The 25,510-nt window shown below is 50.6% G+C and carries 27 protein-coding genes and 1 pseudogene; 18 read left to right on the top strand and 10 right to left on the bottom strand.

Going from position 1 to position 25,510, the window contains the following annotated elements; genetic code table 11:
• Positions 1–72 precede the first annotated feature (72 nt).
• The 5 genes and pseudogenes from GA004_RS14755 (at position 73) to GA004_RS14740 (ending at position 2,012) form a co-directional block, all read left to right on the top strand.
• Positions 73–768, top strand: a complete 696-nt coding sequence (locus GA004_RS14755) for a hypothetical protein (protein ID WP_283394642.1) — start codon at positions 73–75, stop codon at positions 766–768.
• A 66-nt stretch (positions 769–834) separates the two neighbouring features.
• Positions 835–1,029, top strand: coding sequence for a hypothetical protein (locus GA004_RS14750; protein WP_283394641.1), 195 nt, complete (start codon positions 835–837; stop codon positions 1,027–1,029).
• A gap of 135 nt (positions 1,030–1,164) precedes the next feature.
• Positions 1,165–1,434: pseudogene (locus tag GA004_RS14745) on the top strand (RNA polymerase sigma factor); the annotation flags it as partial.
• 12 nt (positions 1,435–1,446) lie between these two features.
• A complete protein-coding gene (locus GA004_RS18270) occupies positions 1,447–1,599 on the top strand; it encodes an RNA polymerase sigma factor (RefSeq protein ID WP_425492938.1) in 153 nt (50 codons plus the stop codon).
• Between the two features lie 230 nt (positions 1,600–1,829).
• The gene (locus tag GA004_RS14740; protein ID WP_283394640.1) at positions 1,830–2,012 is read left to right on the top strand and encodes a hypothetical protein; all 183 of its coding nucleotides are present in this window, start codon (positions 1,830–1,832) and stop codon (positions 2,010–2,012) included.
• A 25-nt stretch (positions 2,013–2,037) separates the two neighbouring features.
• Here GA004_RS14740 and alaS read toward each other — a convergent pair whose 3' ends face one another.
• The 3 genes from alaS to leuB all read right to left on the bottom strand — a co-directional run bounded on the left by alaS (position 2,038) and on the right by leuB (position 6,088).
• Positions 2,038–4,689: an alanine--tRNA ligase gene (alaS, locus tag GA004_RS14735; RefSeq protein ID WP_283394639.1), complete on the bottom strand. Its 2,652-nt coding sequence runs from the start codon at positions 4,687–4,689 to the stop codon at positions 2,038–2,040.
• A gap of 103 nt (positions 4,690–4,792) precedes the next feature.
• Entirely contained in the window at positions 4,793–4,975 is a 183-nt protein-coding gene (locus tag GA004_RS14730; protein WP_283394638.1) for a GxxExxY protein, read from the bottom strand.
• Positions 4,976–4,990: 15 nt separating this feature from the next.
• Positions 4,991–6,088 (bottom strand): 3-isopropylmalate dehydrogenase, encoded by a 1,098-nt coding sequence (gene leuB, locus GA004_RS14725; protein WP_283394637.1) that lies wholly within the window; start codon positions 6,086–6,088, stop codon positions 4,991–4,993.
• Positions 6,089–6,188: 100 nt separating this feature from the next.
• On the opposite strand from leuB, the gene GA004_RS14720 reads away from it, so the two are divergent.
• From GA004_RS14720 to GA004_RS14705, 4 genes are all read left to right on the top strand, one after another.
• The gene (locus GA004_RS14720) at positions 6,189–6,830 is read left to right on the top strand and encodes an MBL fold metallo-hydrolase (protein WP_283394636.1); all 642 of its coding nucleotides are present in this window, start codon (positions 6,189–6,191) and stop codon (positions 6,828–6,830) included.
• Between the two features lie 89 nt (positions 6,831–6,919).
• Positions 6,920–8,080 (top strand): bifunctional diaminohydroxyphosphoribosylaminopyrimidine deaminase/5-amino-6-(5-phosphoribosylamino)uracil reductase RibD, encoded by a 1,161-nt coding sequence (gene ribD, locus GA004_RS14715; RefSeq protein ID WP_283394635.1) that lies wholly within the window; start codon positions 6,920–6,922, stop codon positions 8,078–8,080.
• Positions 8,055–8,669: an RdgB/HAM1 family non-canonical purine NTP pyrophosphatase gene (gene rdgB / locus GA004_RS14710; RefSeq protein WP_283394634.1), complete on the top strand. Its 615-nt coding sequence runs from the start codon at positions 8,055–8,057 to the stop codon at positions 8,667–8,669. Before ribD ends, rdgB begins: the two co-directional genes overlap by 26 nt.
• A gap of 147 nt (positions 8,670–8,816) precedes the next feature.
• Positions 8,817–9,446 carry an HAD-IA family hydrolase gene (locus tag GA004_RS14705; protein ID WP_283394633.1) on the top strand — a complete coding sequence of 210 codons (630 nt, stop codon included), beginning with the start codon at positions 8,817–8,819 and terminating at the stop codon, positions 9,444–9,446.
• A gap of 242 nt (positions 9,447–9,688) precedes the next feature.
• Here GA004_RS14705 and GA004_RS14700 read toward each other — a convergent pair whose 3' ends face one another.
• Positions 9,689–10,006 carry a DoxX family membrane protein gene (locus tag GA004_RS14700; protein WP_283394632.1) on the bottom strand — a complete coding sequence of 106 codons (318 nt, stop codon included), beginning with the start codon at positions 10,004–10,006 and terminating at the stop codon, positions 9,689–9,691.
• The gene (locus GA004_RS14695; protein WP_283396983.1) at positions 10,003–10,716 is read right to left on the bottom strand and encodes an SDR family NAD(P)-dependent oxidoreductase; all 714 of its coding nucleotides are present in this window, start codon (positions 10,714–10,716) and stop codon (positions 10,003–10,005) included. Before GA004_RS14695 ends, GA004_RS14700 begins: the two co-directional genes overlap by 4 nt.
• Positions 10,717–11,627: 911 nt before the next feature.
• On the opposite strand from GA004_RS14695, the gene GA004_RS14690 reads away from it, so the two are divergent.
• Positions 11,628–12,395, top strand: a complete 768-nt coding sequence (locus GA004_RS14690) for an AsmA family protein (RefSeq protein ID WP_283394631.1) — start codon at positions 11,628–11,630, stop codon at positions 12,393–12,395.
• 343 nt (positions 12,396–12,738) lie between these two features.
• On the opposite strand, the gene dnaE is transcribed toward GA004_RS14690, so the two are convergent.
• Entirely contained in the window at positions 12,739–16,524 is a 3,786-nt protein-coding gene (gene dnaE, locus GA004_RS14685) for a DNA polymerase III subunit alpha (protein ID WP_283394630.1), read from the bottom strand.
• A 195-nt stretch (positions 16,525–16,719) separates the two neighbouring features.
• Between dnaE and GA004_RS14680 the strand changes: the two genes are divergently transcribed.
• Entirely contained in the window at positions 16,720–18,279 is a 1,560-nt protein-coding gene (locus tag GA004_RS14680) for a sulfatase (RefSeq protein ID WP_283394629.1), read from the top strand.
• Positions 18,280–18,438: 159 nt separating this feature from the next.
• Positions 18,439–18,636: a 30S ribosomal protein S21 gene (rpsU, locus tag GA004_RS14675; protein WP_283394628.1), complete on the top strand. Its 198-nt coding sequence runs from the start codon at positions 18,439–18,441 to the stop codon at positions 18,634–18,636.
• A 125-nt stretch (positions 18,637–18,761) separates the two neighbouring features.
• Here the strand turns inward: rpsU and GA004_RS14670 are convergent, their stop codons facing one another.
• Positions 18,762–19,802, bottom strand: a complete 1,041-nt coding sequence (locus GA004_RS14670; protein ID WP_283394627.1) for an A/G-specific adenine glycosylase — start codon at positions 19,800–19,802, stop codon at positions 18,762–18,764.
• A 111-nt stretch (positions 19,803–19,913) separates the two neighbouring features.
• Between GA004_RS14670 and rnhC the strand changes: the two genes are divergently transcribed.
• Both rnhC and GA004_RS14660 read left to right on the top strand, forming a co-directional pair.
• Positions 19,914–20,918: a ribonuclease HIII gene (rnhC, locus tag GA004_RS14665; RefSeq protein WP_283394626.1), complete on the top strand. Its 1,005-nt coding sequence runs from the start codon at positions 19,914–19,916 to the stop codon at positions 20,916–20,918.
• 260 nt (positions 20,919–21,178) lie between these two features.
• Positions 21,179–21,898, top strand: coding sequence for a ribonuclease HII (locus tag GA004_RS14660; RefSeq protein WP_283394625.1), 720 nt, complete (start codon positions 21,179–21,181; stop codon positions 21,896–21,898).
• 167 nt (positions 21,899–22,065) lie between these two features.
• Here the strand turns inward: GA004_RS14660 and GA004_RS14655 are convergent, their stop codons facing one another.
• Entirely contained in the window at positions 22,066–22,323 is a 258-nt protein-coding gene (locus tag GA004_RS14655) for a hypothetical protein (RefSeq protein ID WP_283394624.1), read from the bottom strand.
• A gap of 121 nt (positions 22,324–22,444) precedes the next feature.
• Here GA004_RS14655 and GA004_RS14650 point away from each other — a divergent pair, with 121 nt between their 5' ends.
• Positions 22,445–22,795 (top strand): hypothetical protein, encoded by a 351-nt coding sequence (locus GA004_RS14650; RefSeq protein WP_283394623.1) that lies wholly within the window; start codon positions 22,445–22,447, stop codon positions 22,793–22,795.
• Positions 22,796–23,038: 243 nt separating this feature from the next.
• Here the strand turns inward: GA004_RS14650 and aroQ are convergent, their stop codons facing one another.
• On the bottom strand, positions 23,039–23,461 hold the full coding sequence (gene aroQ / locus GA004_RS14645) for a type II 3-dehydroquinate dehydratase (protein WP_283394622.1): 423 nt from the start codon (positions 23,459–23,461) through the stop codon (positions 23,039–23,041).
• An 84-nt stretch (positions 23,462–23,545) separates the two neighbouring features.
• The gene (locus GA004_RS14640) at positions 23,546–24,301 is read right to left on the bottom strand and encodes a Nif3-like dinuclear metal center hexameric protein (RefSeq protein WP_283394621.1); all 756 of its coding nucleotides are present in this window, start codon (positions 24,299–24,301) and stop codon (positions 23,546–23,548) included.
• 94 nt (positions 24,302–24,395) lie between these two features.
• On the opposite strand from GA004_RS14640, the gene GA004_RS14635 reads away from it, so the two are divergent.
• From GA004_RS14635 to GA004_RS14625, 3 genes are all read left to right on the top strand, one after another.
• Entirely contained in the window at positions 24,396–24,962 is a 567-nt protein-coding gene (locus tag GA004_RS14635) for a YqgE/AlgH family protein (RefSeq protein ID WP_283394620.1), read from the top strand.
• A 94-nt stretch (positions 24,963–25,056) separates the two neighbouring features.
• Positions 25,057–25,182, top strand: coding sequence for a type B 50S ribosomal protein L36 (gene ykgO / locus GA004_RS14630; RefSeq protein ID WP_283394619.1), 126 nt, complete (start codon positions 25,057–25,059; stop codon positions 25,180–25,182).
• 19 nt (positions 25,183–25,201) lie between these two features.
• A complete protein-coding gene (locus GA004_RS14625; RefSeq protein ID WP_283394618.1) occupies positions 25,202–25,450 on the top strand; it encodes a type B 50S ribosomal protein L31 in 249 nt (82 codons plus the stop codon).
• Positions 25,451–25,510: the final 60 nt, after the last annotated feature.

Raw genomic sequence — 25,510 nt, 5'->3', positions numbered from 1 at the left:
GAATTTTCACCGAGCAAACTGTAACCTAAATCAATGTCATGGTGTAGAGCAGCTCGGAGGGAATTATTGATTATGAACAAACTGATTTTTATTTTTACCGCAGCGGCAATGGGATTCACGAGCTTTGGGGCTCCGCTGGACAAGAAAAACGTAGCAGGTGATGCCCAATGGTTGGCCCACATGGATTTTGAGAATCTTAAGGAAACTAAAATGGGCACGTTTCTCTTGGCCAGGCTGCGCGAGGAAATCGCCGAAAACAACGATTCGTCGATCTCGATCGACGTTGGTCTCGTTGCAGAGAAACTATATTCGCTAACGGCATATGGTTCAGGTATTTCCGAAGATCCGCAAAAAAATAGCGTATTGATCGTGAAAACGGGTGATCGAGCCCGGTCCATCATTGATGGCTACCTCGCCACTTTGGAAATGAAGACAAATGGGAAGTCGGAGGTAAAACGTCTCGATGACAAAGCTCACGATACGTACTTGGTTGGAAACGAGGTGTACGCTACGTTTTTAGAAGATGATGTGTGGGTATCGAGCAAGTCGTACGAACAGATTGAAAAGGCGCAACGAGTCATTGAGGGAGGAATCAAGAATATTGAAGACAGCGACTCAAGGTTGATGCGGGCCGACGAGCCGGGATTCTTCTTCTTGGCGACCGTTGAGGGATTCGATGCAATCGCGGATATGACGGCCCAGGCCCGGGTACTGCAGAAAGCCCAAGGAGGGCGGTTTGCTTTGGGAGAGCAAGGTGACATGTTTTAAGCCAAAATTACCCTTTCAACCCCAGATGCGGAAACATCCAGCCATTTGTCTCGAATCGTTCAAGGCATGATAGCGTTGGCTTCATTCGCCGAATTGGGTGATGAACAATTGAATACCCTCATGGATAATTTTGTTGTTGAAGAGGAGGAAAGCTTTGTGTCGATAGGACTTGAGTATCCTGTAGAGAGTCTTATCAACATTTTGGGTTCACTTGCGGATGAAGGCAGAAAGGCGATGAACGGAGATAACGAAGAAGGTTAAGGATTTTCACGTGCATTTAGAAAGCGTAGTAATGCCAAATACGATGGAAGCGTTAAGAGTTGACTCTTACGACTCGGATGACTCTGCGAACGAGAAGACGTCGTTTACCCTCCTCTTCAGCAACGCCAGACCGAGCTCTACAATTTCATTTACCGGTATACGAGAAACCGTCAGGATGCGGAAGACTTGACACAGGACACGTTAGTCAAGGCTTTCAAAAACTTCCATCGATACGATGGCAAGTATCCGTTTGCTTCCTGGCTATACACCATCGGCTGCAGAACGGTTTACAACCACTACCGCAGCGCTCGGCGAACTGAGCCCATGGAGTTTGATATTACCGATGAAAGCGAGCGTCCCGATGGAGCTTTGGAGCGGCAGGACAGTCTGAATTCGGTATGGTAATCAGCGAAGAAGCTGAAGAAGGAGTTCAGAGAAGTTCTCTTATTAAAATACATTGAAGATCCTTCGATTCTGGAAATCGAGAATGTTCTCGGAAAAATGCCGTCCAATATAAAGATACTTCTTTTTCGGGCACGCAACCAACAAAAGAAGGTCCATAAAAATTGAGGTTAATATCATTAAAAAACAAATACCACTTTTCCTCGTTCGTTGGTATGAGACCATGATAAGCCATTGCCGATTTGGCTGGAGCGAACTTGCGACAAGTATATTTTATTGGGTCTGGAGCTGGATGAGGAACGCGAGTTCACACGTGAATTGGAGTAGAAGCCTAATTGGAATCCGGTTAAGCCAAACCCATTTTTAACATAACGAAAAATGACATTATAGAAAGTCCGATGGATTCGGATACAATGGAGGTCCTGCCAGAGGTCATTACTCGATTGGCTGACAAGAGTGGTTGGAAAAACCCGCTGGATCAGGAAATAGAATACGTTTTGGGGGATGCGAAAGGGGCTCTCGACTTTCTCGCAGACAGTTTCGTCCCATCGAGTTTTTTAAACTCGGAACGCGAAGGGTAGGGTACTCGGACTGGGCGGTCACGCCCTACCTTTGGAAAGTGTTTATCACTTCTTCTAGCTTGGTGACATTGGTTCCACCCCCCATTGCGAAGTCGGGTTTGCCGCCGCCTTTTCCGTCCAGTCTGATAGTAAGTTCTCTGACGATGTCTCCGGCTTTGTGGCCTGCGCCAATGGCACCTTTGCTACAGAAAGCGACGATACTGGCTTTGCCTTTCACTTTGGCTCCGAGCACCACGATGCCTTCACCTAGCTTGCCGAGGACGTTGGCTCCCAATTGACGAAGAGCGTTGGGGTCGGAAGCTTGAACCTCGGCTCTCACGATTTTTAGACCGTCCGATTCCGTCGCGGTTTTGACGAGGTCATTCGCTAGATTACCGCTCGCTTTTTGCTGGAATTTCTTGAGCCGCTTTTCGAGCTCGGAATTTCGGGTAAGGAGAGAGTCGATCTTTTTGAGCAGATCCGCGGGTGCAGTGGAAAGGCTCTGAGAAGCGGTAGCGATTAATTGTTCAATTTCGTTTATGTGGGAATATAGACTATTGCCAACGATTGCTTCTATTCGGCGCGTACCCGCCGCGATTGCGGATTCACTGGAAATTTTAATCAAGCCGATTTCCCCCGTAGCCCGGACGTGTGTACCGCCACAGAGTTCCTTGGAAAAGCCGCCGATGTCGACCACGCGTACGACATCGCCATACTTCTCGCCGAAGAAGGCGATGACGTCGTTGGGCTTTTGGTCGAAGGGAGTTTCAAACCATCTGACTATACTGTTGTCGAGCAAGTGCTCGTTACAGAGTTTCTCAATCTCGGCGAGTTCTTCTGGCTTGATCGCTTCGAAGTGTGCGAAGTCGAAGCGTAGCCGCTCACTGTCTACGTACGATCCGGCTTGGCGTACATGGGTGCCGAGCACTTTTCGTAAAGCCCAGTGTAGAACATGGGTCGCTGAGTGATGGCGCTCGATGGAGCGACGACGATCGTGGTCTACGATGAGATTCGCTTCGATCCCGGAGGAAATACTCGCGAGATCACCAGAAACCTTGTGGAGGAATCGCCCATGGTCATCCTTGATGGTGTCGATTACATCGAAATGAGCCCCGTCGAATTCGATCGCCCCCGTGTCCCCGACCTGACCACCCATTTCGGCATAGAAGGGTGTGTGGTTGAAAACGAGATACGAGGAATCTTCTGCTTTGACGATATCGATGAGCTCTGCTTCGTCGGCCAGCGTGTCAAATCCAAGGAAGGTCGTGGCTTCGGTATCGCCATTCGAATCGGCGACAAGTATATCGGTCTTTTTCTGGGATGCGCGAGCTCGATCACGTTGTTTCTCCATTTCGACATTAAATGCCTCAGTATCTACGTAAATGCCTTTTTGTTTGGCAAGTAACTGAGTCAAATCGATGGGGAATCCGAAGGTGTCGAATAGGCGAAACGCTTCTTCGCCTGAAATATTTCCGTCCTTAGTTAGAGTGTTCTCGAACAGTTGGATCCCCCGGTCAAGCGTCCTCGAAAAACTGTCCTCTTCCGACTGGATTATCTTTTGAATAATACCCTGCTGTTTCTCCAACTCTGGAAATACCTGTCCTAGTTGCTTCACTGCAGTAGGAACGAGTTGAGCGAAAAAGCCGTTCTCGAGCCCTAGCCTGCGACCGTACATAACGGCGCGACGAAGAATGCGGCGCAGGACATAGTTGCGACCTTCGTTGCCGGGCAGGATGCCGTCAGCGATTGAACAGGAGAGGCAGCGTGCGTGGTCGGCGAGGACACGGAAGATGACATCCTTCATCTCGATCTCGCTGATATTGTCCAGATCTTCAGGCAGCGTGCGCTGATACTCGTGACCGGAAAGCGAGGTGAGCTGGTCAAAGAAGGAAGTAAAAAGGTCCGAGTTGTAGTTGCTAGGTGGAGTTGAGAAGTCGGTGAAATTCTTCGAGGTAGCGATGATGCCAGCGACGCGTTCGAAGCCCATGCCAGTGTCAACGTGCTTGGATTTTAGAGGTACAAAATCACCGTCCGGGGTAGCGTTGAACTGAATGAAGACGAGGTTCCAGATTTCGATGCAGTAAGGCGAGTCGGCATTGACGAGGCTGCCTTTGGTATTTCCCTCAGGAGTGAGGTCGACGTGCAGTTCGGAGCAGGGGCCGCAGGGACCAGTGTCACCCATCATCCAGAAGTTGTCCTGCTTATTGCCGTAAACGATATGGATGTCCGGATCGAGACCGGCCTTTTCGAAAATGGCTTTCCAGAAGTCGTAGGCTTCCTGGTCGAAGTTGGCTGGTTCGCCGTCGCCGGGTTTGTAGACGGAGGCGTACAGTCGCTCCTTGGGGAACTTCCATACTTCGGTGATGAGTTCCCATGCCCATTCGATCGCCTCTTGCTTAAAGTAGTCGCCGAATGACCAGTTGCCTAGCATCTCGAAGAACGTGTGGTGGTAGGTATCCAAACCAACGTCTTCGAGGTCATTGTGTTTTCCTCCGGCTCGAATACACTTCTGGGTGTCCGTGGCTCGCGGATACGGCGCTTCGCGTTCCCCGAGAAAGTAGGGGACAAACTGGTTCATTCCTGCGTTGGTGAATAGCAAGTTTGGAGCATCCGGCATCAAGGGAGCGGAAGGAACGATAGAGTGCTTCTTCGACTCGAAAAAATCGAGGAAGGACTGGCGAATTTGTTCAGAGGTCATGTGCGAATGGGAAACACGGATGGACGTAGGTGATCACGGATGGATTGTTGATCGAAATTAGTTGGGGAATGTATAAACCCACTTCTTTGGTTTTATAGAGGATTTAAAACTGTTTTTGCTGATCTACTTTAATGCCGTGCGAGGAAAGATCGAAAACCAAGGTGTTGTCATAGGATTTCCCGAGAAAGCCGATTCCTAGTTCATTGGACACCTCGAACGCTGCACCGAGAGCTTTGTGTGTCAGATCACTGAATTTCCCAAGAAATCTTTGTGCATCCGTGCTCATCCGTGGGTCCAAACTCTAGATTCTTGCTTTGATAGCTTGGGCCATGGCATCTGTGCCGATTGGGTCGGTTCCGAAGGCGATGTCTCCGGTACGATGTCCGTCCATGACCGCTTGCTTTACCGCGGATTCGATTTTTTCAGCGATATCGTTCAGGCCAAAGCTGTATCGCAGCATGAGAGCTGCACTGAGAATTTGAGCACAGGGATTGGCGATTCGTTGTCCAGCGATGTCAGGAGCGGTTCCCCCTGAGGGTTCATAAAGCCCGAAGGGATGGCCATGCTGGTTGTTCTGGGTTCCCAGGCTTGCGGAGGAAAGCATGCCAAGACTGCCGCAAACAATCCCCATTTCATCCGAAAGGATGTCGCCGAACATGTTCTCGGTAACGAGAACATCAAATTGGTTTGGGTCGCGGGCCATCTGCATGGCAGCGTTGTCGACGTACAGATGGCTGAGCTCTAGTTCGGGTGCGTTTTTGGCGATATACTCCGTCGCCGTCTTACGCCAAAGGACTGAAGTCGTGAGGACATTGGCTTTGTCAACTGAGCAAATCTTGCCCGACCGAGACTTAGCGGAGGCGATCGCTACATCGAGGATCCTTTCTATTTCGCTGCGTTTGTAGACCATTGTGTCGCTGGCGACGACGTCGCCGTCATCGAGCGTATGGGTTTCCTTGGGCCCGAAGTAGATGCCACCGGTGAGTTCGCGGACACAGACGATGTCAATCCCCTCAGGGATTCTCTCAGTCTTCAAGGGAGACGCGTCGGTGAGCTCTTTGTAGAGCAGTCCCGGGCGGAGGTTGGCGAAGAGGGAAAAATGTTTGCGAATTGGGAGCAGGGCGGCACGTTCTGGCTGTTCAGCGGGAGGTAGCGATTCCCATTTGGGCCCTCCTACCGAGCCAAAAAGGATGGCGTCTGACTTTTCGCAAACACCGATGGTGGACTCAGGAAGGGCGGACCCTTGTTTGTCGATGGCGATTCCACCCACATCGGCCTCCTCGAAATCGAGAGCAAGGCCCGCGGGTTCAGTAGCGGCCTCGAGCACTTCGAGTGCGACTTTCATTACTTCGGGACCGATTCCGTCACCGGGGAGAACTGCGAATTTTAGCGTTTGCATCGAACTGAGGAGTTGAGGCGGATTTGTGGGTGATTTAAAGCAAAAACTCAGAATGCCACTTTGCATTTGCCTTGATTGGCTCCTTTCCAACTGTGGTGCCGTGTCCTTCGAACTAAAGATTTTCCCGGCTGGCTATATTCAAACGAACGCGTATTTGCTATCCAACCTAGATACGAAAGAGTCGGTGCTCATCGACGCCCCGCACTCCGTCTGGGACGATTTAGACCCTGTATTATCGGAAAATGGGTGTACTCTCAAAGCTCTTTTCCTGACTCATGGGCACTATGATCACATCGGTGACGCCGCTCGTATTCAGAAGATGGGGGTCCCCGTTTATGGACATAAGGACGACAAGATTTTCTATGAGACCCCAGAGGTGATGCGATCCTACTCGTATCCTCCCGACATGACGCTCGAGCCTGTGATGATCGATCATTGGGTTGATCAGGGTGACGTGGTACCAATGCTCGGGGAGCCCGTTGAGATTAGGCACATACCCGGCCATTGTCCGGGAAACATTCTGTTCTACTTTAAAAATTTGAAGGCGTCATTCGTGGGCGACGCTCTGTTTGCAGGAAGCATTGGTCGAACCGACCTGCCCCGAGGCGATTTCCCCACGTTAGAGAAGTCTATTAAAGATCAGATATACACGCTGGATCACGACACAGTTGTCTACCCGGGGCATGGACCACAAACAACAGTGGGCCAAGAAAGGGGGACCAACCCATTTGTTCAGGCTTAGAAGAGATTGAAAACCGCTTTCTATAGGCTCTTTTTTGAGGATTGTATGCTAAGCAAGACCTGTTCTAATCGAACATGTTACGAGTACATATGACCCGAACTGAAAAAGAATTCTTCATGAGAGCCGCCTTGGACGAGGCCCGCAAAGGTTGGGGTAAGACACATCCCCAACCGATGATCGGAGCGGTCCTAGTCGAAAAAGGGAAGATAGTGGCGAGCGAATACGTCGGCCGATCAGGCGCACGAAGCCCTGAAGCGAGACTCTTAGAAAATCTTGGCCGCCTGCCGTCAAAGACAGCCAACCTGTTTCTTACCTTGGAACCAGGTCCGTCTTCCAATCGCTTAGAATCAGGTGTCAAAGCGATTCTCGAGTCCGGACTGAAGAACGTTTTCATCGGAGCGGGCGATCCGGTTTTGGAGCAGGAAAACAAGGGAGCGGACGCCTTGAAAGAAGCAGGTCTAAAGGTCGAGCGCCGCATTTTGATAGAGGATTGCACAGACTTGAACCTGATTTTCAATCACTGGGTTAAACACCAGACTCCTGTTTTGGCAGCGAAGTCTGCCACGACAATGGATGGGAAGATCGCTTGTCGAACGGGCGAATCCAAATGGATTACAGGTGAAGCGTCACGTCAAAATGTCATGCATTGGCGGCGTCTTTTTCCAGCGATTGGAGTGGGAGCGGGCACGCTAATCGAAGACGACCCTCGTTTGACGAGTCGAATCGATGGTGAGGAAGAGTGGTGCGGGGTTCGATTCGTGATGGACGGACTTCTGCGCACAGCGATGGAGCGATTTCTTCCGTCTATTTATACGGACGACTTTCGCGACAACACCATTGTTGTCACCACGGATGCTGCCGGGACTGGCTATATCCGCCGCTTGGAAACGGAAGGGGTCAATGTTTGGGTCCTTCCAACCGCAAATATGAAGGTTCCCTTTCCTGACTTCCGGAAAAAGTGTTATGATGTCGGCATTACGGGGATCTACTTTGAAGGTGGCAGCAAATTGACGAGCGAGATGCTCCAGATTAGGGAACTGGACTATCACTTCAATTATCGGGCTCCGCTATTGCTTGGTGACGACAAGGCAGTGCCGGTTTACAGAGGAATGAGAATTGAAAAACTATCCCACGCCATTCGGTTAGAGAATGTGCGGCATGAGACCTTTGGGGATGATCAAATGATGAGGGGCCACGTCTCTTATCCATCTCGTTTGGAAGTCGATGAAACTGTATTTGGCAACGACTAATCTCCATAAAATCGAGGAGCTGAACGAGATGCTCCGAGAGGCCAAAATTGATGCCGAAGTACATACGCCTCTGGCGGTCGGCGGTATGCCCGAAGTGATTGAGGATCAGGATACGTTTTCGGGTAACGCCCTCAAAAAGGCTAGAGCCTTGGCTGCGTTTTTGCCCGATGATGGGCTCGCTTTGGCGGATGACAGTGGAATTTGCATAGACGCTTTCTATGGAGCTCCTGGCGTATATTCAGCCCGCTATGCGGGAGAAGGGGCGAGTGACCAGGACAATCTGGATAAGCTCATTCGGGAAATGGAGCCCGTTCCTGAGGGCAGTCGGGGAGGGCGTTTTACTTGCTATTTGGCAGTGGTGTCGCCTCACGGAGAAGAAAATGTCTTTGAAGGCGAGATCTTGGGTGAAATTCTTCGACATTCACGGGGTAGTGCTGGGTTTGGCTATGATCCTGTATTTTTGCCGTCGGGGAGGAACCGAACGACCGCGGAGATGAGTTCCTCGGAAAAAGCGGCCATTAGCCACCGGGGAAAGGCGATGAGGCAGTTTCTGGATTGGTTTTCCAAAACTTATTTAAAGGCCAATTAGGGGCACTTTCCTGACAACCTAGTAAAGAAACCGGACTGAGAGCCGTAACAATAAGTAGAGTGTTGTACCTGTTTCCTTGGAGTGGAGCGTAGATTAGAAATAGAACAGAGGTTTGGAGACTCCCACAATAAGAAAAGAAGACAATAGATGAGCAACGACCTCAAACTAGCAATTTTCGATCTCGGACAGGTTTGTTTTAGAACTCACTTAGAGCGATGCTATTTAGAATGGGAAGACATGGCAGGGATCCGGCCGGGTTCGGTTTCCCGAGATTTTCCTCTAGACGACCAGTATGAAGACTACGAGAGGGGCACGATGTCGGGGCGTTCATACGGGGAGTACTTCTGTATGCTGAACGAACTTTCATTGGACTTTGAGGAATGGAAAGAGGGCTGGAATTCGATGTTTGGAGAAATAATCGAGCCAAGCCGAAAAACCATCAAGTTGATGCAGGAGGCTGGCGTTACTGTAGTCGCTCTTTCGAATACCAATGCGACTCACGTGGAGTCCTGGAAAGGCCGGTACGATGAGCTTATAGAGTCATTTGACCATCTTTATTTATCAAATGAAATCGGAATGAGAAAACCGGAACCTAGGGTTTTCGAACACGTTCTGAGCGCCCATGATGCAGAGGCTTCGCAAGCGATCTACTTTGATGACAAGCGGGAGAATATTAGAACCGCTGAAAGACTAGGTATTGAGTCGGTGTTGTTTGACGACGATTCGCTAGCTGCTCTTTGGTGGAAAAGGCGTCCGGTGCCAAGCCCATCATCGTAGCTCAGGTTTTAAAGCCAGGCAGATCCGTATTTCGAAATTTGACGGATCCTAGGGCATTTTTCCATGAGTGTTTAGATTTGGGGGGCGCAGTCCGCCTCGGTTAATCGCCACTATTCCTTTCGCCTCAGCGACGCTTCCAGGCTCCGTTTTCCTGGTTTGTAATTGAGGAGGAGGCAGACGTCGAGAAGGCAAATATTCCTCACATAGTTGCTGCACTGTAGAATCTGCCAGAGCCATTCGCTTTATGGATTGATGAAATTAGGATTACTTAGGATCGCGGGACCATGAACGATCGTGGTGACGATTAAAAGAAAGGCGCCAAGCAGAATAGCGGCGAGCCTCAGGTTGTAGCCGAGAGCAATCAGCCCGCCGCCTAAGAGCAAGATAAGTCCGCAGCCAATGGAGACGATTTTAGGGAGGGGAAACCAGCTAGGCATGAGTTTCTGTATTAGATCATCCTTTACGAGATACTCGCCACCGAGAGCGATGAAGGTGAGGCAGAACAGAACTCCGAAGAGTAGGTCTGAGAAGTCCTGATTGATGAGTTGTACTTTCCTCATTGGCGAATTCCTGGCAGAAAGTGGCAAAGCAACCTACGGTATAGAAATCGAGGGAGAAGGCGTCTTGCGAAGCAGAAGATTCGGGGCTCCGTGGTTCCGGGAACTCTAAGCAGAGGACGCTTTGCCCGGGCGACTTTGAATATTGCCTTCGCTAAGCTTTCTGAATTGCAAGGGCTTCTTTGTATTAGCTTTTCGACGAATTGGGTCATGTTCTCATAGTGAGAATCATAGGGAGACGAACCTTGGGTTTCTTTTCGCTTTGATGAATAGAAGACTTTGTGAAACGCGAGCGAGTTGATGAATCCGAGTCGAACGAGAGTGACCTTTATATTCCAAGGCTTGAGCTCGTACCAGAGTGACTCGTTGGCTCCTTCGAGGGCAAACTTAGAGGCGGAATCCGAAGCCATCGTTGGCATGGCCATCATGCCTCCTGCCGAAGAGATGTTGATTATTCGACCCGATCTCCGTTCCCGCATAGCAGGAATCCACTCTCGAATGAGATGCATGGGCCCGAAGTAGTTGATCTGCATTTGGGTTTGTTCGTCGTCGACCGTCATGTCTTCTACTACCGAACGATAGGATATACCCGCGTTGTTTATGAGAATGTCTACCGCTCCCCATTTCTCCGTCGTTTCCGCTACGATTAGCCAGGCCTTCGGGTAGTCGACTAAATCTAGATGCCGAATCCATAAGCGTTCGCTCTCTGTAATCGGGTCTCTTTTTTAGTTCGGCGAAAGGCTCTGGAAAGGTAGTGGCGACGATTTTAAACGGGCTACGGTTGAAGATTGTGAACAGTTCTCTGCCGATGCCGGAGCTGCATCCGGTCATTAGTACAATCTGGCTCTTTTCCATGGGGTTGAATACGGCAAAATCTTTTTCTCCTTTTTGATACCCCGGTTTTGGTCGAGAGCAACTCTCTTAATATAATTAGATTTCAACTACAATAGGCCAAATAAACTTTGATATCGAGATTTGGCCGGGAATCGAATTTTTGAAGCTTAAGAAGTGATTATCCTATGTGAATGCTTTTTTTGAATCATTTTTCTTTGTGTTAAATCGTATGTATCGTATAAATGAGTACGCGTTTCCTGTCTATAAAACGCTTCGCTTTTGATTGTTGGTTTCTGGGAAAATATCCAATGAATTCAATTGTGTTCATTGAATAAAGCGGTAAGGCGGGCTGTCGAAAATCCTGAGCTATGTCGAAGGACTAATCCGCTACTTGTTTATCCACCGACTTGTCGGGGTCTCCGAAGAGACGACCTAAAATGAATAATCAAAGCGTGTGGTAAGGGGATTAAGGCTCATTGGACGCCTTCTTGACGGTCGTTGGTAGCGGGCGAATAGGCTTTCCAGTTTGGAAATGGTCAATTGTAACTAGAGCTAGGATACGTTGGCTTAAAGACTTTTTCCTGATATGGAGGAGGTTCGGGATCCTCGGCTTCGTGCCTCTCATTGCCGTGACCAAGAGAAACGGGTTTCTGCTTCAAGGTAGTCCCAAACCGTCTCAGGGCTTCCCTGCGCAATTATCAATAAATGGGATTGGAAAAGGTTGTAAATTAATGTGGCCACCTAGGGATGTATGTGCAAGATAAGTGCCAACATTCAAATCCAAGTCTTCATGAAAAAGCTCGTTTCTATTTTTGCAGTGTTGGTGGTTGTGGTAGTTGTTCTGCTTTTCGTTTCCTCCAAAATCATTGGTTCCGGTATTAAGGCGGGGGTTGAGACCTTTGGTCCGGAAGTGACTCAGACAACAATAAATCTGGATTCCGTCGAGTTGTCTGCGTTTTCGGGAGCCGGTTCGATAAAAGGCCTCGTGGTGGGAAATCCTGAAGGCTTTAATACTCCGCACGCGATCAAACTCGATAGTTTTAGCATGAAATTGCAGCCCATTTCGGTTTTGTCAGACAAGATTGTCATTAACGAGATTATCATCGACGCACCTGAGTTCATATTTGAATCAGGACTGAACCCAACAAATAGCAACATCAGCGCGATTCTCGCGAATATCGAAGCTTTCGCGGGCGAAAGCGAAGCGGAAGCGGAAGCTGAAATTGAAGAGGGAGTTTCCTCCAAAAATGTGCAGATTGACATGCTTCGCATCACCGGTGGCAAGTTTAAGGTGTCGAACAAGTTACTCGGAGGACAGGCGCTTATGATTCCCTTGCCGGATATCGAATTAAAAGATATCGGAGCGGATGATGATGGGAATACGTTTGGTGAGACGATGAAGATTGTCTTCCAGGCGATTAATGAGGGGATCGTCTCCTCTGTCGGCCAGTCAGTGAGCGTGATTGGTGATCAGCTGAAGAACATTGGTGAGGGCTCTCAAAAGGTTTTGGGAGGATTGTTGAAAGGGCTCAAAGGTAAGATGGACGGCGATAACTAATTGAGGCGTACAGTTAGATCGTTTTGGTTTGCCCCTAAGTCGGTAGGGCTGGTGCTTGCCCTATGCCGCGTAGGCAACTCAAAATCAGCTAACGCATTTTTTGAAAAGTCGCAAAGGTAGGGCTCCACGGCCCGGCAAGCCGGGTAAATCGAGCGTCGCCAAGTCAAAAGCTCCAACGTATTTTGAGGTAGCGGGCGATCTCACTCATTCGCTGAAGCTACGGCGGCACAAACCGAGTGCCCCTCTAAAATAGAACAGGCATCCTGCATGTTTTACGATTTTGTTGTGCGTGTTCGGTGATAGCCCGCTAACTCAATTCGGAGAGCCCCGCGATGCTTCATGGTCACCGCTTCCAGCGTCTTTCCTTTTTCTTTAGCTCGACAGGCCCGGTTTGTATTACGCAGCCAACGACAGCAGTTGAACTGCGAAGTTTACTCCACCCTTCCGGATTAACCTTCCAGCGAAGAGAGGAAGCGGTGGGCGCAGTGACGATCGACTCCGAATCCATTCGGAAAGCGATATCACTCGTTGTGCTGCCTCGAGTTGCGTCTAGAGCCTCCCGATAGTCGTAGAAAAATCGTTCGGTGTCACCCTTTGGGTCGAGAATCCAAGTGATATGCTTTACCTGGTCAGCTAGGCTGGTTTCCAGCGGGTAGATTTCCGACACGCTTAAGCGAACGCCTTCTTCGTTGTGAAACACGCTCCCCTTAACGAGCACGAGTTTTTCATTCTCGAGGTTGTGCCCGTACTCGCCGAATGCGTCCGCGTAGCAATTCATCAGGACGGTGCCTTTGAGGGTTCCCACATTGAAAAAGGCCCAAGGCCGATTGTCCTTTCGGGCCAGTTTTTTGGTTACGCCCGATGCCACCCCGCAGATTTGAAACTCAACCCGGTCGCCGAGTTGGTCCATCTTGTCGATCTCGAAATTGGTAAGCGCTTCCGCGATTCCTTTGTAGTCGTCGAGTGGATGCCCGGAAACGTAGAACCCGAGCAGTTCCTTTTCGTATGTGAGCATCTCGTGCTGCGGAAACTGTTTGCTTATGTCGATTTCGCGTGGTCCATCGGCATCCCTATTTCCGTTTTGCGTGGTGTCTTCCTGCAAGATATCGAAAAACGAGTTTTGTCCGGCCTCTTTGTCCCGTTGGCGGGCGGCGGCGTAGTTGATCGCCTCTTCCAGCCGATGGAAGATGGCTCCGCGAGGCTCGAGCGAAAAGTCAAAGGCTCCGGTTTTTACGAGGCATTCCAGTACGCGGCGATTGACTGCTTTCGAATCCATGCGTTCAAGGAATTCATCGAAGTCCTGGAAGCTGCCGTTGGCTTCCCGCTCTTCAATGATTTTGATCGCGGCGGCATCGCCCACTCCTTTGATGGCCCCCAGTCCGAAGCGGATCGAACCGGGCCGTCCCTCCGCTGCATCTACGGGATCGTTCACCACGGGGGTGAACGATCGGAGTGAGGTGTTGATGTCGGGCGAAAGCACGCGAATGTCCATCGCCTCGGATTCGTCGATGAAGTGGGCGACTTTGTCAGCATTTCCTTGCTCGCTGGAAAGGACCGCCGCCATGAACTCTACTGGGTAATTCGCCTTTAGATACGCCGTCCGATAAGACAACATGGCGTAGGCCGCGGAGTGGGATTTGTTGAATCCGTAGGCCGCGAATTTCTCAAGGATAGTGAAAATGCCGAGTGCCATCTTGCGGCTCATTCCGTGCGTTTTTTCAGCACCCTCCACGAAGACTTCTTTTTGGGCTTCCATGACCGAAGCGATCTTTTTACCCATCGCTCGTCGCAAAATATCTGCGCCCCCCAGTGTATAGCCTGCGATGATACGGGCGGCTTCCATAACCTGTTCCTGGTAGACCATCACGCCGTACGTTTCGCCGACCAGTTCTTTGAGTAGCGGGTGTGGAATCTCGATCGTGCTCGCGTCTTTCTTGCCGCGAATGAACTGAGGGATGAATTGCATGGGACCGGGACGATAGAGGGCCACGAGAGCGATAATCTCTTCGAAGGACGACAATCCAATCTGTTTGCACAAAGATTGCATGCCAGTGGACTCCAACTGGAAGACTCCGACCGTTTTACCCTGATTCAAAATCTCGAAGGTCTTTTCGTCTTCGAGAGTGATCTTCTCGATGTCGAAATCGGCCATCTCGTCCAGTCGCCGGACACTGGTCTCGGCATCTGAAATAACGGTAAGCGTTTTGAGACCGAGGAAGTCCATCTTGAGCAGACCGAGATCTTCCGCCGGTCCCTTAGCGTATTGCGTGGTGAGGTCGCCTTCTTGCAGGGTGACGGGGACGAGGTTGTGGATGGGCTGGTCGCCGATGATGATACCGCAAGCGTGTTTGCCCGTGTTGCGGACCATTCCCTCGATAACGTAGCCTTGTTCGACGATCTTCTTGGCGACTGGGTTTCGGCCGATCTCGTCGCGAAGCTCCTTCGATTTCTTGACGGAATCTTCGAGAGAAATGTTGAGCTCGTCGGGGATCATCTTGGCGAGCTTGTCGGCTTCGGCGAAAGGAACGTCGTTCACCCGGGCCATGTCGCGAATGACCATTTTGGCCCCGAACGTTCCGTAGGTAATGATATTCGCAACGCTTTCGGCCCCGTACTTTTCTCGCACGAAATTAACCACGTCTTCGCGGCGACGCATGCAGAAGTCGATGTCGAAGTCGGGAGGGGATACCCGTTCCAGATTGAGCATGCGCTCGAAGAGAAGCCCGAACCTCAACGGATCGATGTCAGTAATTTTCAATACGTAGGCAACGATGCAACCTGCGCCCGATCCGCGGCCCGGTCCTACGGGAATGCCCTCGTTACGGGCGAAGTTGATGAAGTCCCAGACAATCAAAAAGTAGTCGATGAAGCCGGTACCGGCGATGATTGCGATCTGGTATTCGAGCTGATTACAAAGGAAGTCGGCGAAATCTTCCCTTAGACCCTCCTTGGGCGTGTAGGCAGTGCGATTGTCGTAGTCGACGCCGTAGCGTTCGAGGAGGCCACGCTTGCAGAGTTCCAACAGGAGGGTGCCGTTTGCTTTGAGCTCCTTCCGCTGCTCCTTGTCGAGCTTGCAGACTTCGTCTTTTCCGTCCTGCTGATTGACCTTCGTCTTTTCGACTTCGTAAATGTCGAGTATGCGGTCAAACGTGTCGGGGTCTTGCTTGAATGACCTCAGTTCGACTGGTGCTTCGAAGACCGGATAGTGGTTCTCGTCGAAGGGTATCTTGAGATCGCACATCTCGGCCACGTAGACCGTATTGTCGAGCGTCTCAGGCACTTCCTTGAAAATTTCGTACATCTCCTCCCGGCTCTTCATGTAGAATTCCTGAGAGGGATACTTCATCCGGTTGGGATCGGAAATCATCTTTCCAGTCTGGATACAGAGCAAGGCGTCGTGCGGGTCCGAGTCTTCCTTGTAAACGTAGTGAGAGTCGTTGGCGCAGATGGCTTTCAAGTCGAACTCTTTGGCGAGTTTCAGAAGTCCTGGAATAATACGCCGCTGGACCGGCATGCCGTGGTCCTGCAGCTCGATGAAATAGTTCTCCTTCCCGAAAATATCGACGAAGTCAGCCGTAACGCGGCGCGCATTCGCTTCGTCGCCATAAATCAGATACTGGGCCGCGACTCCATTGATGCAGCCGCTGAAGCCGATCAGACCTTTCGAGTATTGAGCAAGCTTTTCAATATCAGTACGCGGCTTGTAGTACACGCCATTGAGGTGGGCATCCGAGACGAGGTTGCAGAGGTTTTGATAACCTTCGAAATCCTTGGCGATGACCCCTTTGTGGTGGATCTGGAATTTGGGAAAATCCTCAGGGGAGGGGACGTAGTCCTCGGGGATGTCGCCAATGTCGTCGGTCCGTTTACGTTCTCGACGCGGCCGCTCGTTTTGCTTGTGGTCGTTGACGTAGTAGAGTTCGCATCCGATGAGCGGCTTGATATCCCCCTTCTTGCAGGAGCGGTAGAAGTCGATAGCCCCGAAAAGGTTGCCGTGGTCGGTCATGGCCAAGGCCGGCATGCCCAGCTCCTTCGCTCGAGCCGCCGCCCGAGCGGGCTTCGCGCACCCGTCAAGGAGAGAGTAGTGCGTGTGATTGTGAAGATGAACAAACGGACCGGACGCAGACATGGGAAGACAGTCAAGACAGGTTCCTCATCAATTCAAAGCAAAGAAGTGCTGATTTGCTCGCAAGTTGTTGAAGGGTTATTCGACGGTTGTTCACATAGGTGGACTTGCAATCGTTAAAAATGAAAAGAATAATTTTCGATTGCGATGTGCAGGGTCTAAAGCATTGGTAGCAACACGGTTTTTGGCAGTGCCTTTATGTTGGAGTCATCCGATTCAACCCTTGCATTTCGAAGGAAGGAATCCAGTGTGATTGGGGTGAAATCGACCTTTTTCTATCGGTTCCTGTTTACCATTTTGCTTTTTTCTCGAGTCGACGCTTCGGAGCAACCCAACATTTTGGTTTTCCTCGTGGACGATATGGGTGTTATGGATACGTCTGTAGCATTTCTGGCGGATGAAAAGGGGCGGCCAGAGCGGCATCCTTTCAACGATTTCTACCGGACGCCGAACATGGAACGCCTGGCGAGGCAGGGGATTCGGTTTCGCCAGTTTTACGCCAACAGCGTTTGCTCGCCTTCGCGGGTTTCTCTGATGACGGGTCAAACTTCGGCCAAACATCGTTCGACTCAATTCATAAGTCCAACCGCCAACAATGCCGGTGAGTATGGACCCAAGGGCTGGCAGTGGGAGGGTATCGTTCCGGGTGCGACAACGCTTCCGGCCTTGCTCCAGGAAGGGGGCTACCGGACGATCCATGTTGGAAAAGCACATTTCGGCCCTGTAGATTCGTTTGGCTCGTTGCCCGAGAATTTCGGGTTTGATGTTAACATCGCCGGCTGTGCGTATGGTCGCCCAGGCAGTTACTATGGAAAGGATCACTTTGGAGGCAAAAATGGGAACGGCACGCGAGCGGTTCCAGGATTAGAAAAGTATCATGGAGAGGAGATTCATTTAACGGAGGTACTGACTTTGGAGATGAATGAGGCGATTAGTGGGGCAGTCGAAGACGAAGAGCCGTTTTTCGCCTACATGTCCCACTACGCGGTTCATGGTCCGTTTCAGTCAGACGATCGGTTCGCGGCGTATTACGAGGACTCGGGTTTGAAAGCTCCCGCGAAAGCGTTTGCCACAATGATTGAAGGGATGGACAAGTCGTTGGGGGATATTCTCGATCAGCTGGAAAATTTAGGGGTAGCCGAGAGCACTCTCGTTCTATTTCTGGGAGACAATGGGTCGGATGCGCCAAGAGGAGATGCTCATGCCGTTTCGAGTGCGGCGCCGCTTCGGGGAAAGAAAGCCACGCACTACGAAGGAGGGATGCGGGTTCCTTTTATCGCATCCTGGGCGAAGCGGAATTCTGAATCGAAGTTGCAAAAGCAGTTGGCGATTCCGAATGATAAGCTTTCCGACCAAGTAGGAACGGTCTACGATCTATTCCCAACGATTCTCAGTGTTGCCGGAATCAGGCAGGGTTCGCGCGTGGATGGCGTGGATCTCTCCTCAATGCTTAGAGGAAAACGATCCAGACGATTACCTGAGTTTCTGATGCACTTTCCGCATAAGCACCGGAGTAGCTATTTCACCTCGTATCGTTTGGGAGACTGGAAACTGGTTTACCATTATCACAAAATAGGGGAGGAGCGTTATGAGCTGTTCAACCTCGAAGATGACTTGGACGAATCGGATAACCGAGCGTTCAGCGATCCGAACCGGCTTCAGTTGATGGTGCGAGCAATGGGAAAGGCTCTGGAAGAAGCGGATGCCCAGTACGTGACGTCACTGGAAGATCCGAGCCAAGTTCTCCGACCGGAGTAGGGCGAGAGTTCAGTTGGTTATGTTAGAGGATGATGCTTGTATAGAATAGTCCCGATTCGGAGGGGAGTGTGCTTAGGCTTCGATACGTAAAAGGGCGCCAGAAAACAGTTGACGAAGAGGGAAATAGGCGTCTTCTTACGCGTTTTTCTCTGAAAACAGATGGCAATCGAAGTTAAAATCCGCAAAGGCGAGCCCGTAGAACGTGCGCTGCGTCGACTTAAGAAAAAGCTTGACCGTGAAGGCGTCATTAAAGACGTGCGAGGCAACCGCTATTTTGAAAAGCCTTCGGCGACGAAACGTCGCCAGACCAAGGTTGCGAAGTTTAACGACATGCTTCGCCACAAGTGGGACAACTAAGCTGCCAAGGCTCATGGTTTAAGGAGTAAGGCTGAAAATCACCTCTCCTTGCGATTCTAACTTCCTCTGAAATTGAGGGAGTTATTTGTGTCTGGAGGGGAGTTGGCATGGGTATTTGATCCCTGCTACTTTTCTGAAACAATATCTATTAGCTCGGTGATCCACTTGCGATGGGGGCCGGTGAAGGTAAGTGAAGCGATTGAATCGGGAGTGGCCCAAAGCAAGTGATCGGGCAGGTCGCCATTGAAGGCCTTTTCCGCGGAAATTTCGTGGAAACGCTCGGTTATTCGGTATTTGGTGATGGAGCGTTGGCGTACGATTAGTGGGCTCGTTTTCGGGGTTTTTAGATTGAGCACTTCGAGCGAGGGTATCTCGTGCAGGCCCTTCATGCGGCTCGCGGTTTGTGGAATTCGGTATACGAGAACTCCTTTGGGACTTACGATCCAAGCACGCTCAACGGTTTGTTTAACGGCCTTTGTTTTGTTGAAGCGAGGAATTTTGGTTTCGATGCCCTGGGCTCTGGCTTGGCAGAGTGACCGTACGGGGCAGAGAAGGCACTGTGGCTTTTGATTTTGGCAGAGTGTAGCCCCGAGTTCCATCATGGCTTGATTATGGTCGCCCGGCCGAGCGTGATTGAGAAGGGCGGTGGCCAGCGACTGGTAGGTTTTGGCAGCGTCGGTGGTGGTCCTGTATTCGGAGCGATCCCCAATCAAACGCGATAGAATCCGGACCACGTTGCCATCGACCACGGCACTAGGATCGGAAAAGGCGATGCTGCAAACTGCGGCAGCGGCGTAGGGGCCGATGCCGGGGAGGGCGAGCCAGCTTTTGGCGTCGGTCGGAATCGAATCGAGATCCGAAACGATCCTGGCCAGTTTGTGAAGGTTTCGGGCTCGCGAGTAGTAGCCGAGACCCTCCCACTGCTTAACAACGGCCTCTTCGCTGGTGGATGCGAGCGCTTCGAAACCGGGGAAGACTTGGAGCCAGTTGTGGAAGTAGGGCAAAACCGTTTTCACCTGAGTTTGCTGGAGCATGAACTCGGAAACCACCGTTTTGTAGAGGCTCGGACGCGAGCGCCAGGGCAGGTCGCGAGCGCTTTGATCGTACCAATCGATTAGTTGAGCCCGAAAGTCTGCGGCTTTGGCTACGAGGGAGGAGTCGTTCATGCGGATGTCGATTTGCTGGGGAAACAGAGCTTTCGAGGGAATCTAGCCAAATGAGGATGGGTCTTTATTTTGGTTGATAGGAAGGACGGGGAAGCTAGCGTTTGAGGCACCTTGGCTAAACGCAAAAAGAAAATCGATATTCCCGAAGAGCCGAAAAAAAAGACGCTCTACACGAAAAAGCTCTCTGATGAGCAAATGGAAAAACTGGAAGGCGTTTGCGCAATGAAGAACTGGGAGGCGTATGAGGTGGAGTATGCCCGTTTCGCGTTTAAGGGTGAAAAAGTGAACGTGGTCGCCTACAACAGCGGAAAGCTGGTGGTGCAGGGCAAGGAGATGGAGGATTTTGTCATCAACATTCTCGAGCCTGAGGTACTCGGAGAAGCCCGGTACGGATATGACGAGATATATCATCCGGAATGGTTCGAACTGCACGCGGGGATGGACGAGAGCGGCAAGGGGGACTTGTTCGGACCGGTCATTACCGCTTGTGTCATCGCGGATAAGCCGCAAATCGACGAATGGGTGAAAGATGGAATCCGGGACTCCAAGAAAATCACGGACGGTCGTATCCTCAAATTGGATAAGATTATCCGGGAAACCAAAGGCATCGCCGTCGAAACCTGCTTTTGCGGAATGCGGAAGTACAATGAGCTCATGAGTAAGCCGCGGGCCAACCTCAACCTGCTTCTCGCCTGGCAGCATGCGAAAAGCCTGACCGCCGCTCTCAAAAGAAAACGGGCCCCTTGGGGTATGCTCGACCAGTTCAGCAAGCAGGATCTGGTGGGTCGTTATTTTAAGGACTCGAAATTTGATCTGCGCATGCAGACTAAGGCGGAAGAGGACCCCGTGGTCGCGGCGGCTTCTGTCGTCGCTCGTGCGGAGTACGTTCGTTACATGGGTTCCCTTTCCAAGCGATTTGGAGAGAATCTGATCAAAGGAGCTAGTGGGGAAACGAAAAAACAGGCTACCCAAATTCTCGAGCGGTTTGGTCCAGATTCTTTTTGCGAATTTGCTAAGCTCCATTTCCGCACGGCTTACGAAGTGGTATCTGATGCGGGGATGTTAGACAAGTTGCCATTGAAACCTCCGCCGGCTAAAAAGGAATGGCGAAAGTAATGATGGATAGCCGTACTTTTAAAATCTTAGAGAGTGCCTAGTAATTCGATATTTCTGTTTTTAGTTGATCGTAGGAGTCCCGACATATCGGGGGGACATTTCTTTTCTATCTGGTTCAGGTCTACTCCATGGCGGGACAAACCCGCTCCTCTACTGGCTTATGGGACGCTTAATGAGAAAATAGCTCAAGGTATGTGCTGCGGCGAAGGGCAGATAGGGCAATGAAATCGAAGAGGCTGAGAGCATTCGATAGAGCTCGAATGAAAGGGCTGTCTGGTTTGATTGGAGTTGATGAAGCGGGACGCGGTGCGCTTGCGGGGCCGGTAGTGGCGGCTGCGGTTGCGGCCCGTAGCGATTTTTACGATACAGAATGGTGTAAGCGGAATGCTTCGCGTATCAACGACTCCAAGCTGTTAAGTAAAGAGGACCGAGAGGCTCTCTATGAGAAATTACGTTGGCTAGAGCGAAGCCAGCGCGTTTGGATCGGTGTAGGCTGGGGTACAGTGGAGGAAATTGAGGATCTCAACATTCTCGGGGCGACTCAAGTGGCGATGCGCCGAGCGGTTGAGCAAGTTTTTTCAAGTGCTCGAATCTCACCGCATGAGCCCGATCCGCTTTTTGAGGCGACTACCGTTGCCGAGACAAACGAAAGCACGTTGGCGCACTGGCAGATATTTGTGGATGGTAAGCCGATGAAAAAGATGGGCTACCCCCATCGGGCATTTGTGCAAGGGGATTCGAGATCTCTCTGTATCGCCATGGCCTCTATTATCGCTAAAGTGGCTAGAGACCGAACCATGCTGGCATTGGATTGTGAATACCCTCACTATGATTTTGGATCTAGTAAAGGCTATGCGACCCCGTTGCACCGGGAGGCGATTAAAAGCCTAGGCCCCACACCGATCCACCGTTCGCTCTTTCTGCGCAAGATCCTCGAGGAAGATCCAAATGACGACCAAAGTGAATTTGGTTTCGGATAGAGTCCCACCTCCCATTGGATTTGCTTTTTCAATAGGGCCAAAAAGCTTTAGAGTCTTCTAAAGCTTTTTGGCCTTATAGAATGAAAGGTGTGCTTGGGTTTGGGTAGTAAAAAACTCTCGAGCGGTTAGGCTGAGGGAAGGTGGAAAATGGGTTTAGGAAGTATGAGCTAGCTATTCTCTTCCTTTTCTTGCTTCAGTTTTTTCTGGTGTGCGAGCGTCACCTTGAACATCTGCAAGCAAAGCCAGAAGGTAGCGGCCGCGGGTAGGGCTGTAAAGCCAGCCCAGAAGAATACCGTCCCTGGTTCGTAGCTCATTACATGAGGGCGAAACCAGATGGTGAAGAGAAACCATGCGATGAAGGTGAGCCCGGCATCAATGATGGTAGATTGGGCAGTTACTTTGTATCCGCTATCAAGTTTTGACATTACGTGCGGTTTCTAGGCGTTTGTCAGCTTCTGTCGAACCAATTTTCGAGGAAAACCTCCAAGTTGCTTTCGCCGTTCGCATCTATTTTACTGAACCAGGCCCGAATGGGGTGTTTCACGCATGAAGTTTGCGGAGATCCGCGTGAAATTCGGTATGCATCACGGATTGTTTTTAACCGCCGCGTTTGATAAACTATGGGCACAGTCGAGATCGCAAGAAAACGACAAACAAATTTCAGGCAAAGCGAGAAAAACACAATTTGACTTTAGTTCTAAAACTGAGTCGTTGCTGGGCCTGGCGGATGTGGGACCGCCGGGTCTTCGTCGTTTCTGGACCCGACGCTCGGAGAGAATCCACGATTTTGTAGCGGGAAAAGACTGGAAAAGTCGGCCGGTTCATAAGCTTGTCAGCGTATCTCCTAGCGGCATAATCATGAACCTTATAAGGCTCAAAATAATTGATTTTAAGTGACGTTTCTTATCAATCGGGGTTGACCTTGGAACGGGCTTTCGTCGAGTTGGGGTTGCGGGCTGTTAAGGTGCGGTGCCTATCTTTACTCGGTAGGCTATCCAGGAGGTGAAAGCGTCAAAGGGCGGCGAAACGGCTGCCTTTTCCCTTAGTAAAGAGGGACGAGACTTCGCGAATGAATCGAGGCTGCTCTTGGCCTTCAGGGAGCGATTCCGTATCGCGAAGTGACCTAAATCTTATAGCGGATTAGTCAGTTAGTGATTGAGTGGCTAGATGGTAGCCTCTCAGGCCAAGCCCAGCGATTACACCTTTCGAAACCGCGCCTGTATGGGAATGGTGGCGAAAGCGCTCGCGAGCGTGGATGTTGCTGATGTGAACTTCGATGGTTGGAATCTTGGAGCCGCTAATGGCGTCGCGTAGGGCGATACTTGTATGCGAGTACGCGCCCGGATTGAAAACGATTCCATCGCTACCGCTTTCAGCCAGGGTGGAAATCTTGTCGACGAGGTCTCCCTCATGGTTGGATTGATAAAATTCGAATTCAACGTCTGAAAACGCATCCCTCAGGCTATTAGCCAAGTCGTCCAATGTATCGGTGCCATAAATCTCGGGATCTCGTTTTCCGAGGCGATCGAGATTCGGGCCATTCAAAACAGCGATTCGTTTCATAGATTTACTTATTAGCTAGTTGCTCGCGAATTGCACGAATTTTCACAGGGTCGGGTTGGGTTGGGTGTCAAAGTCGGTAGCGAGTTAGAGGGGGCAGTCGGTTTTTATGAACTGATAGGGGAGGTCGAATTTCGCGGCGGCCTCTTTGGCGAGCGATTCAACGCCAAAGGTTTCGGTCGCGTAATGACCGCACACGTAAAGGTTGAGTTTCGCTTCTTGGGCAATGGTGAAAAAGTGTTGCTTGAGTTCGCCCGTGATCAAGGTGTCAGCGCCCGTAGCTTTAACTTGGTCAACCACACTACTTCCGCTACCCGTCACAATACAGATTTTTTCTGGATTGGCGGAGCCGTATTCAATGGATGCGATGTGATCTCCAAAAGTTCTTTCAAGCGAATTACGCAGCGCTTCGCGATCTTTGGACCAATCGCAGACCAACCCCAAATCAGTTCCCTCGTAGGGAAGAAAGGTGCCCTGCTGAGTGGCTCCAATCGCATGGGCCAGTCCTGCAGCATTTCCAATTTCGAGATGAGCGTCGAGAGGCAGGTGGCAGGCGTAGACGGCAAGGTTTCCCTCGATGAGCGATTTGTACTTTTCGTACTCTGGGCCAACGATCCGGCATGACCCGTTCCAGAACATCCCGTGGTGGACTATGAGAAACTCGATCCCCGCTTCTATGGCTGATTGAAAGGGAAGAAGTCCTGAGTCTACCGCAGCCCCGATTTTCGATACGGTGCCGTTGTTCGTAAACTGAAGGCCGTTTAGGGCTTCTCGGAAGTCGACCACTTCATGCGTTCGGGCACGTTGATCGCAAAACGATACAATCTCTTGGAGCTGAGCCATAAGAGAAATAATTTTGGCGAATTGCCAATAGTCGATCTTTTAGCCAATCTGGGATTGAAGTTTAACCAATCTTAAGAAGGTTTTAAAAGAAATCATGTTGCCTGAAGGTTCAGACAAGTCGGCGAGTAGTATCGCGGGGTCGCTAATGTTAGCGCATCCGCAATTGAAAGATCCCAATTTCATGCGAAGCGTGATTCTGATGACAGCCCATGAAGAGGAAGGCTCGCTAGGCGTCGTTGTGAACAAGGCGTCCGGTATGGTGCTGGGAGAGATTGACGCGGCCTTTGCGGATTTTGGGCTCGAACAGGTACCTTTGTACATCGGGGGGCCTGTTTCCAGTGACCAAGTATTGTTGGCAGCATGGAAATCGGATCAAAATTTTGTTGGGTTTCAGCTGTTTTTCGGTCTCGATCCAGCGTCAGCAAAGGCCAAGCTAGAAGAAGATCCCCTATTGAGCATTCGAGCGTTTCGCGGTTATGCGGGCTGGGGAGAGGGTGAGTTGGAGAGTGAACTTTCGGGCAATGCCTGGATTGTTTCCGAAATGGATGGTGCTGCTCTTTCTGAACTAGAGGGGGATTCTCTTTGGCGTCATGTTATCATGAAGACTAACTTAGAGCTCGGTCTGATGTCGCTCGCCCCCGATTGCCCTGAGGAGAATTAGAAGATTTTAGGCGATTTGGTGGGCAAACGTTTATGACTTTTTGGCGAAAGTGTTGTTGACAGGGGTGTCGGCGAAGTATCTCTTATCGCCCCTTATGAAAGTAGTCTCATCGCTTAAGTCTGCGAAAGCACGCCATCCGAACTGCCAAGTGGTACGTCGCAAGGGCCGCGTTTACGTGATCTGCAAAACGAATCCTCGCTTCAAGGCGCGGCAGGGCTAAATCCAATTTATTCAAAATCGTGAAACAGGACATACATCCGGATTATCACCCAACTGTTTTTATCGACGTATCTACAGGGAAGAAATTCCTGACTCGTTCGACTATCAAGACTGGGCAAACCGAAACGATCGACGGCGTCGAGCACGTCAAAGTGATTCGCGATGTGACCATGGACTCACACCCAGTGTATACGGGTGAAAAGCGCTTCGTTGATACTGCGGGTCGCGTAGAGAAGTTCCAAAACAAGTTTCGTCGCCGCCGGGCGTAATGCTTTTAACAAGCTACGTCAGGTGACATTGAATATCGGAGATATTCGAATGGGATAAAT

This window comes from Candidatus Pelagisphaera phototrophica (assembly GCF_014529625.1).
In the GTDB taxonomy this organism is placed as follows: domain Bacteria; phylum Verrucomicrobiota; class Verrucomicrobiia; order Opitutales; family Opitutaceae; genus Pelagisphaera; species Pelagisphaera phototrophica.
Note: the sequence above shows the minus strand (reverse complement) of the source record. Positions and strands in the feature narration are given on the sequence as shown.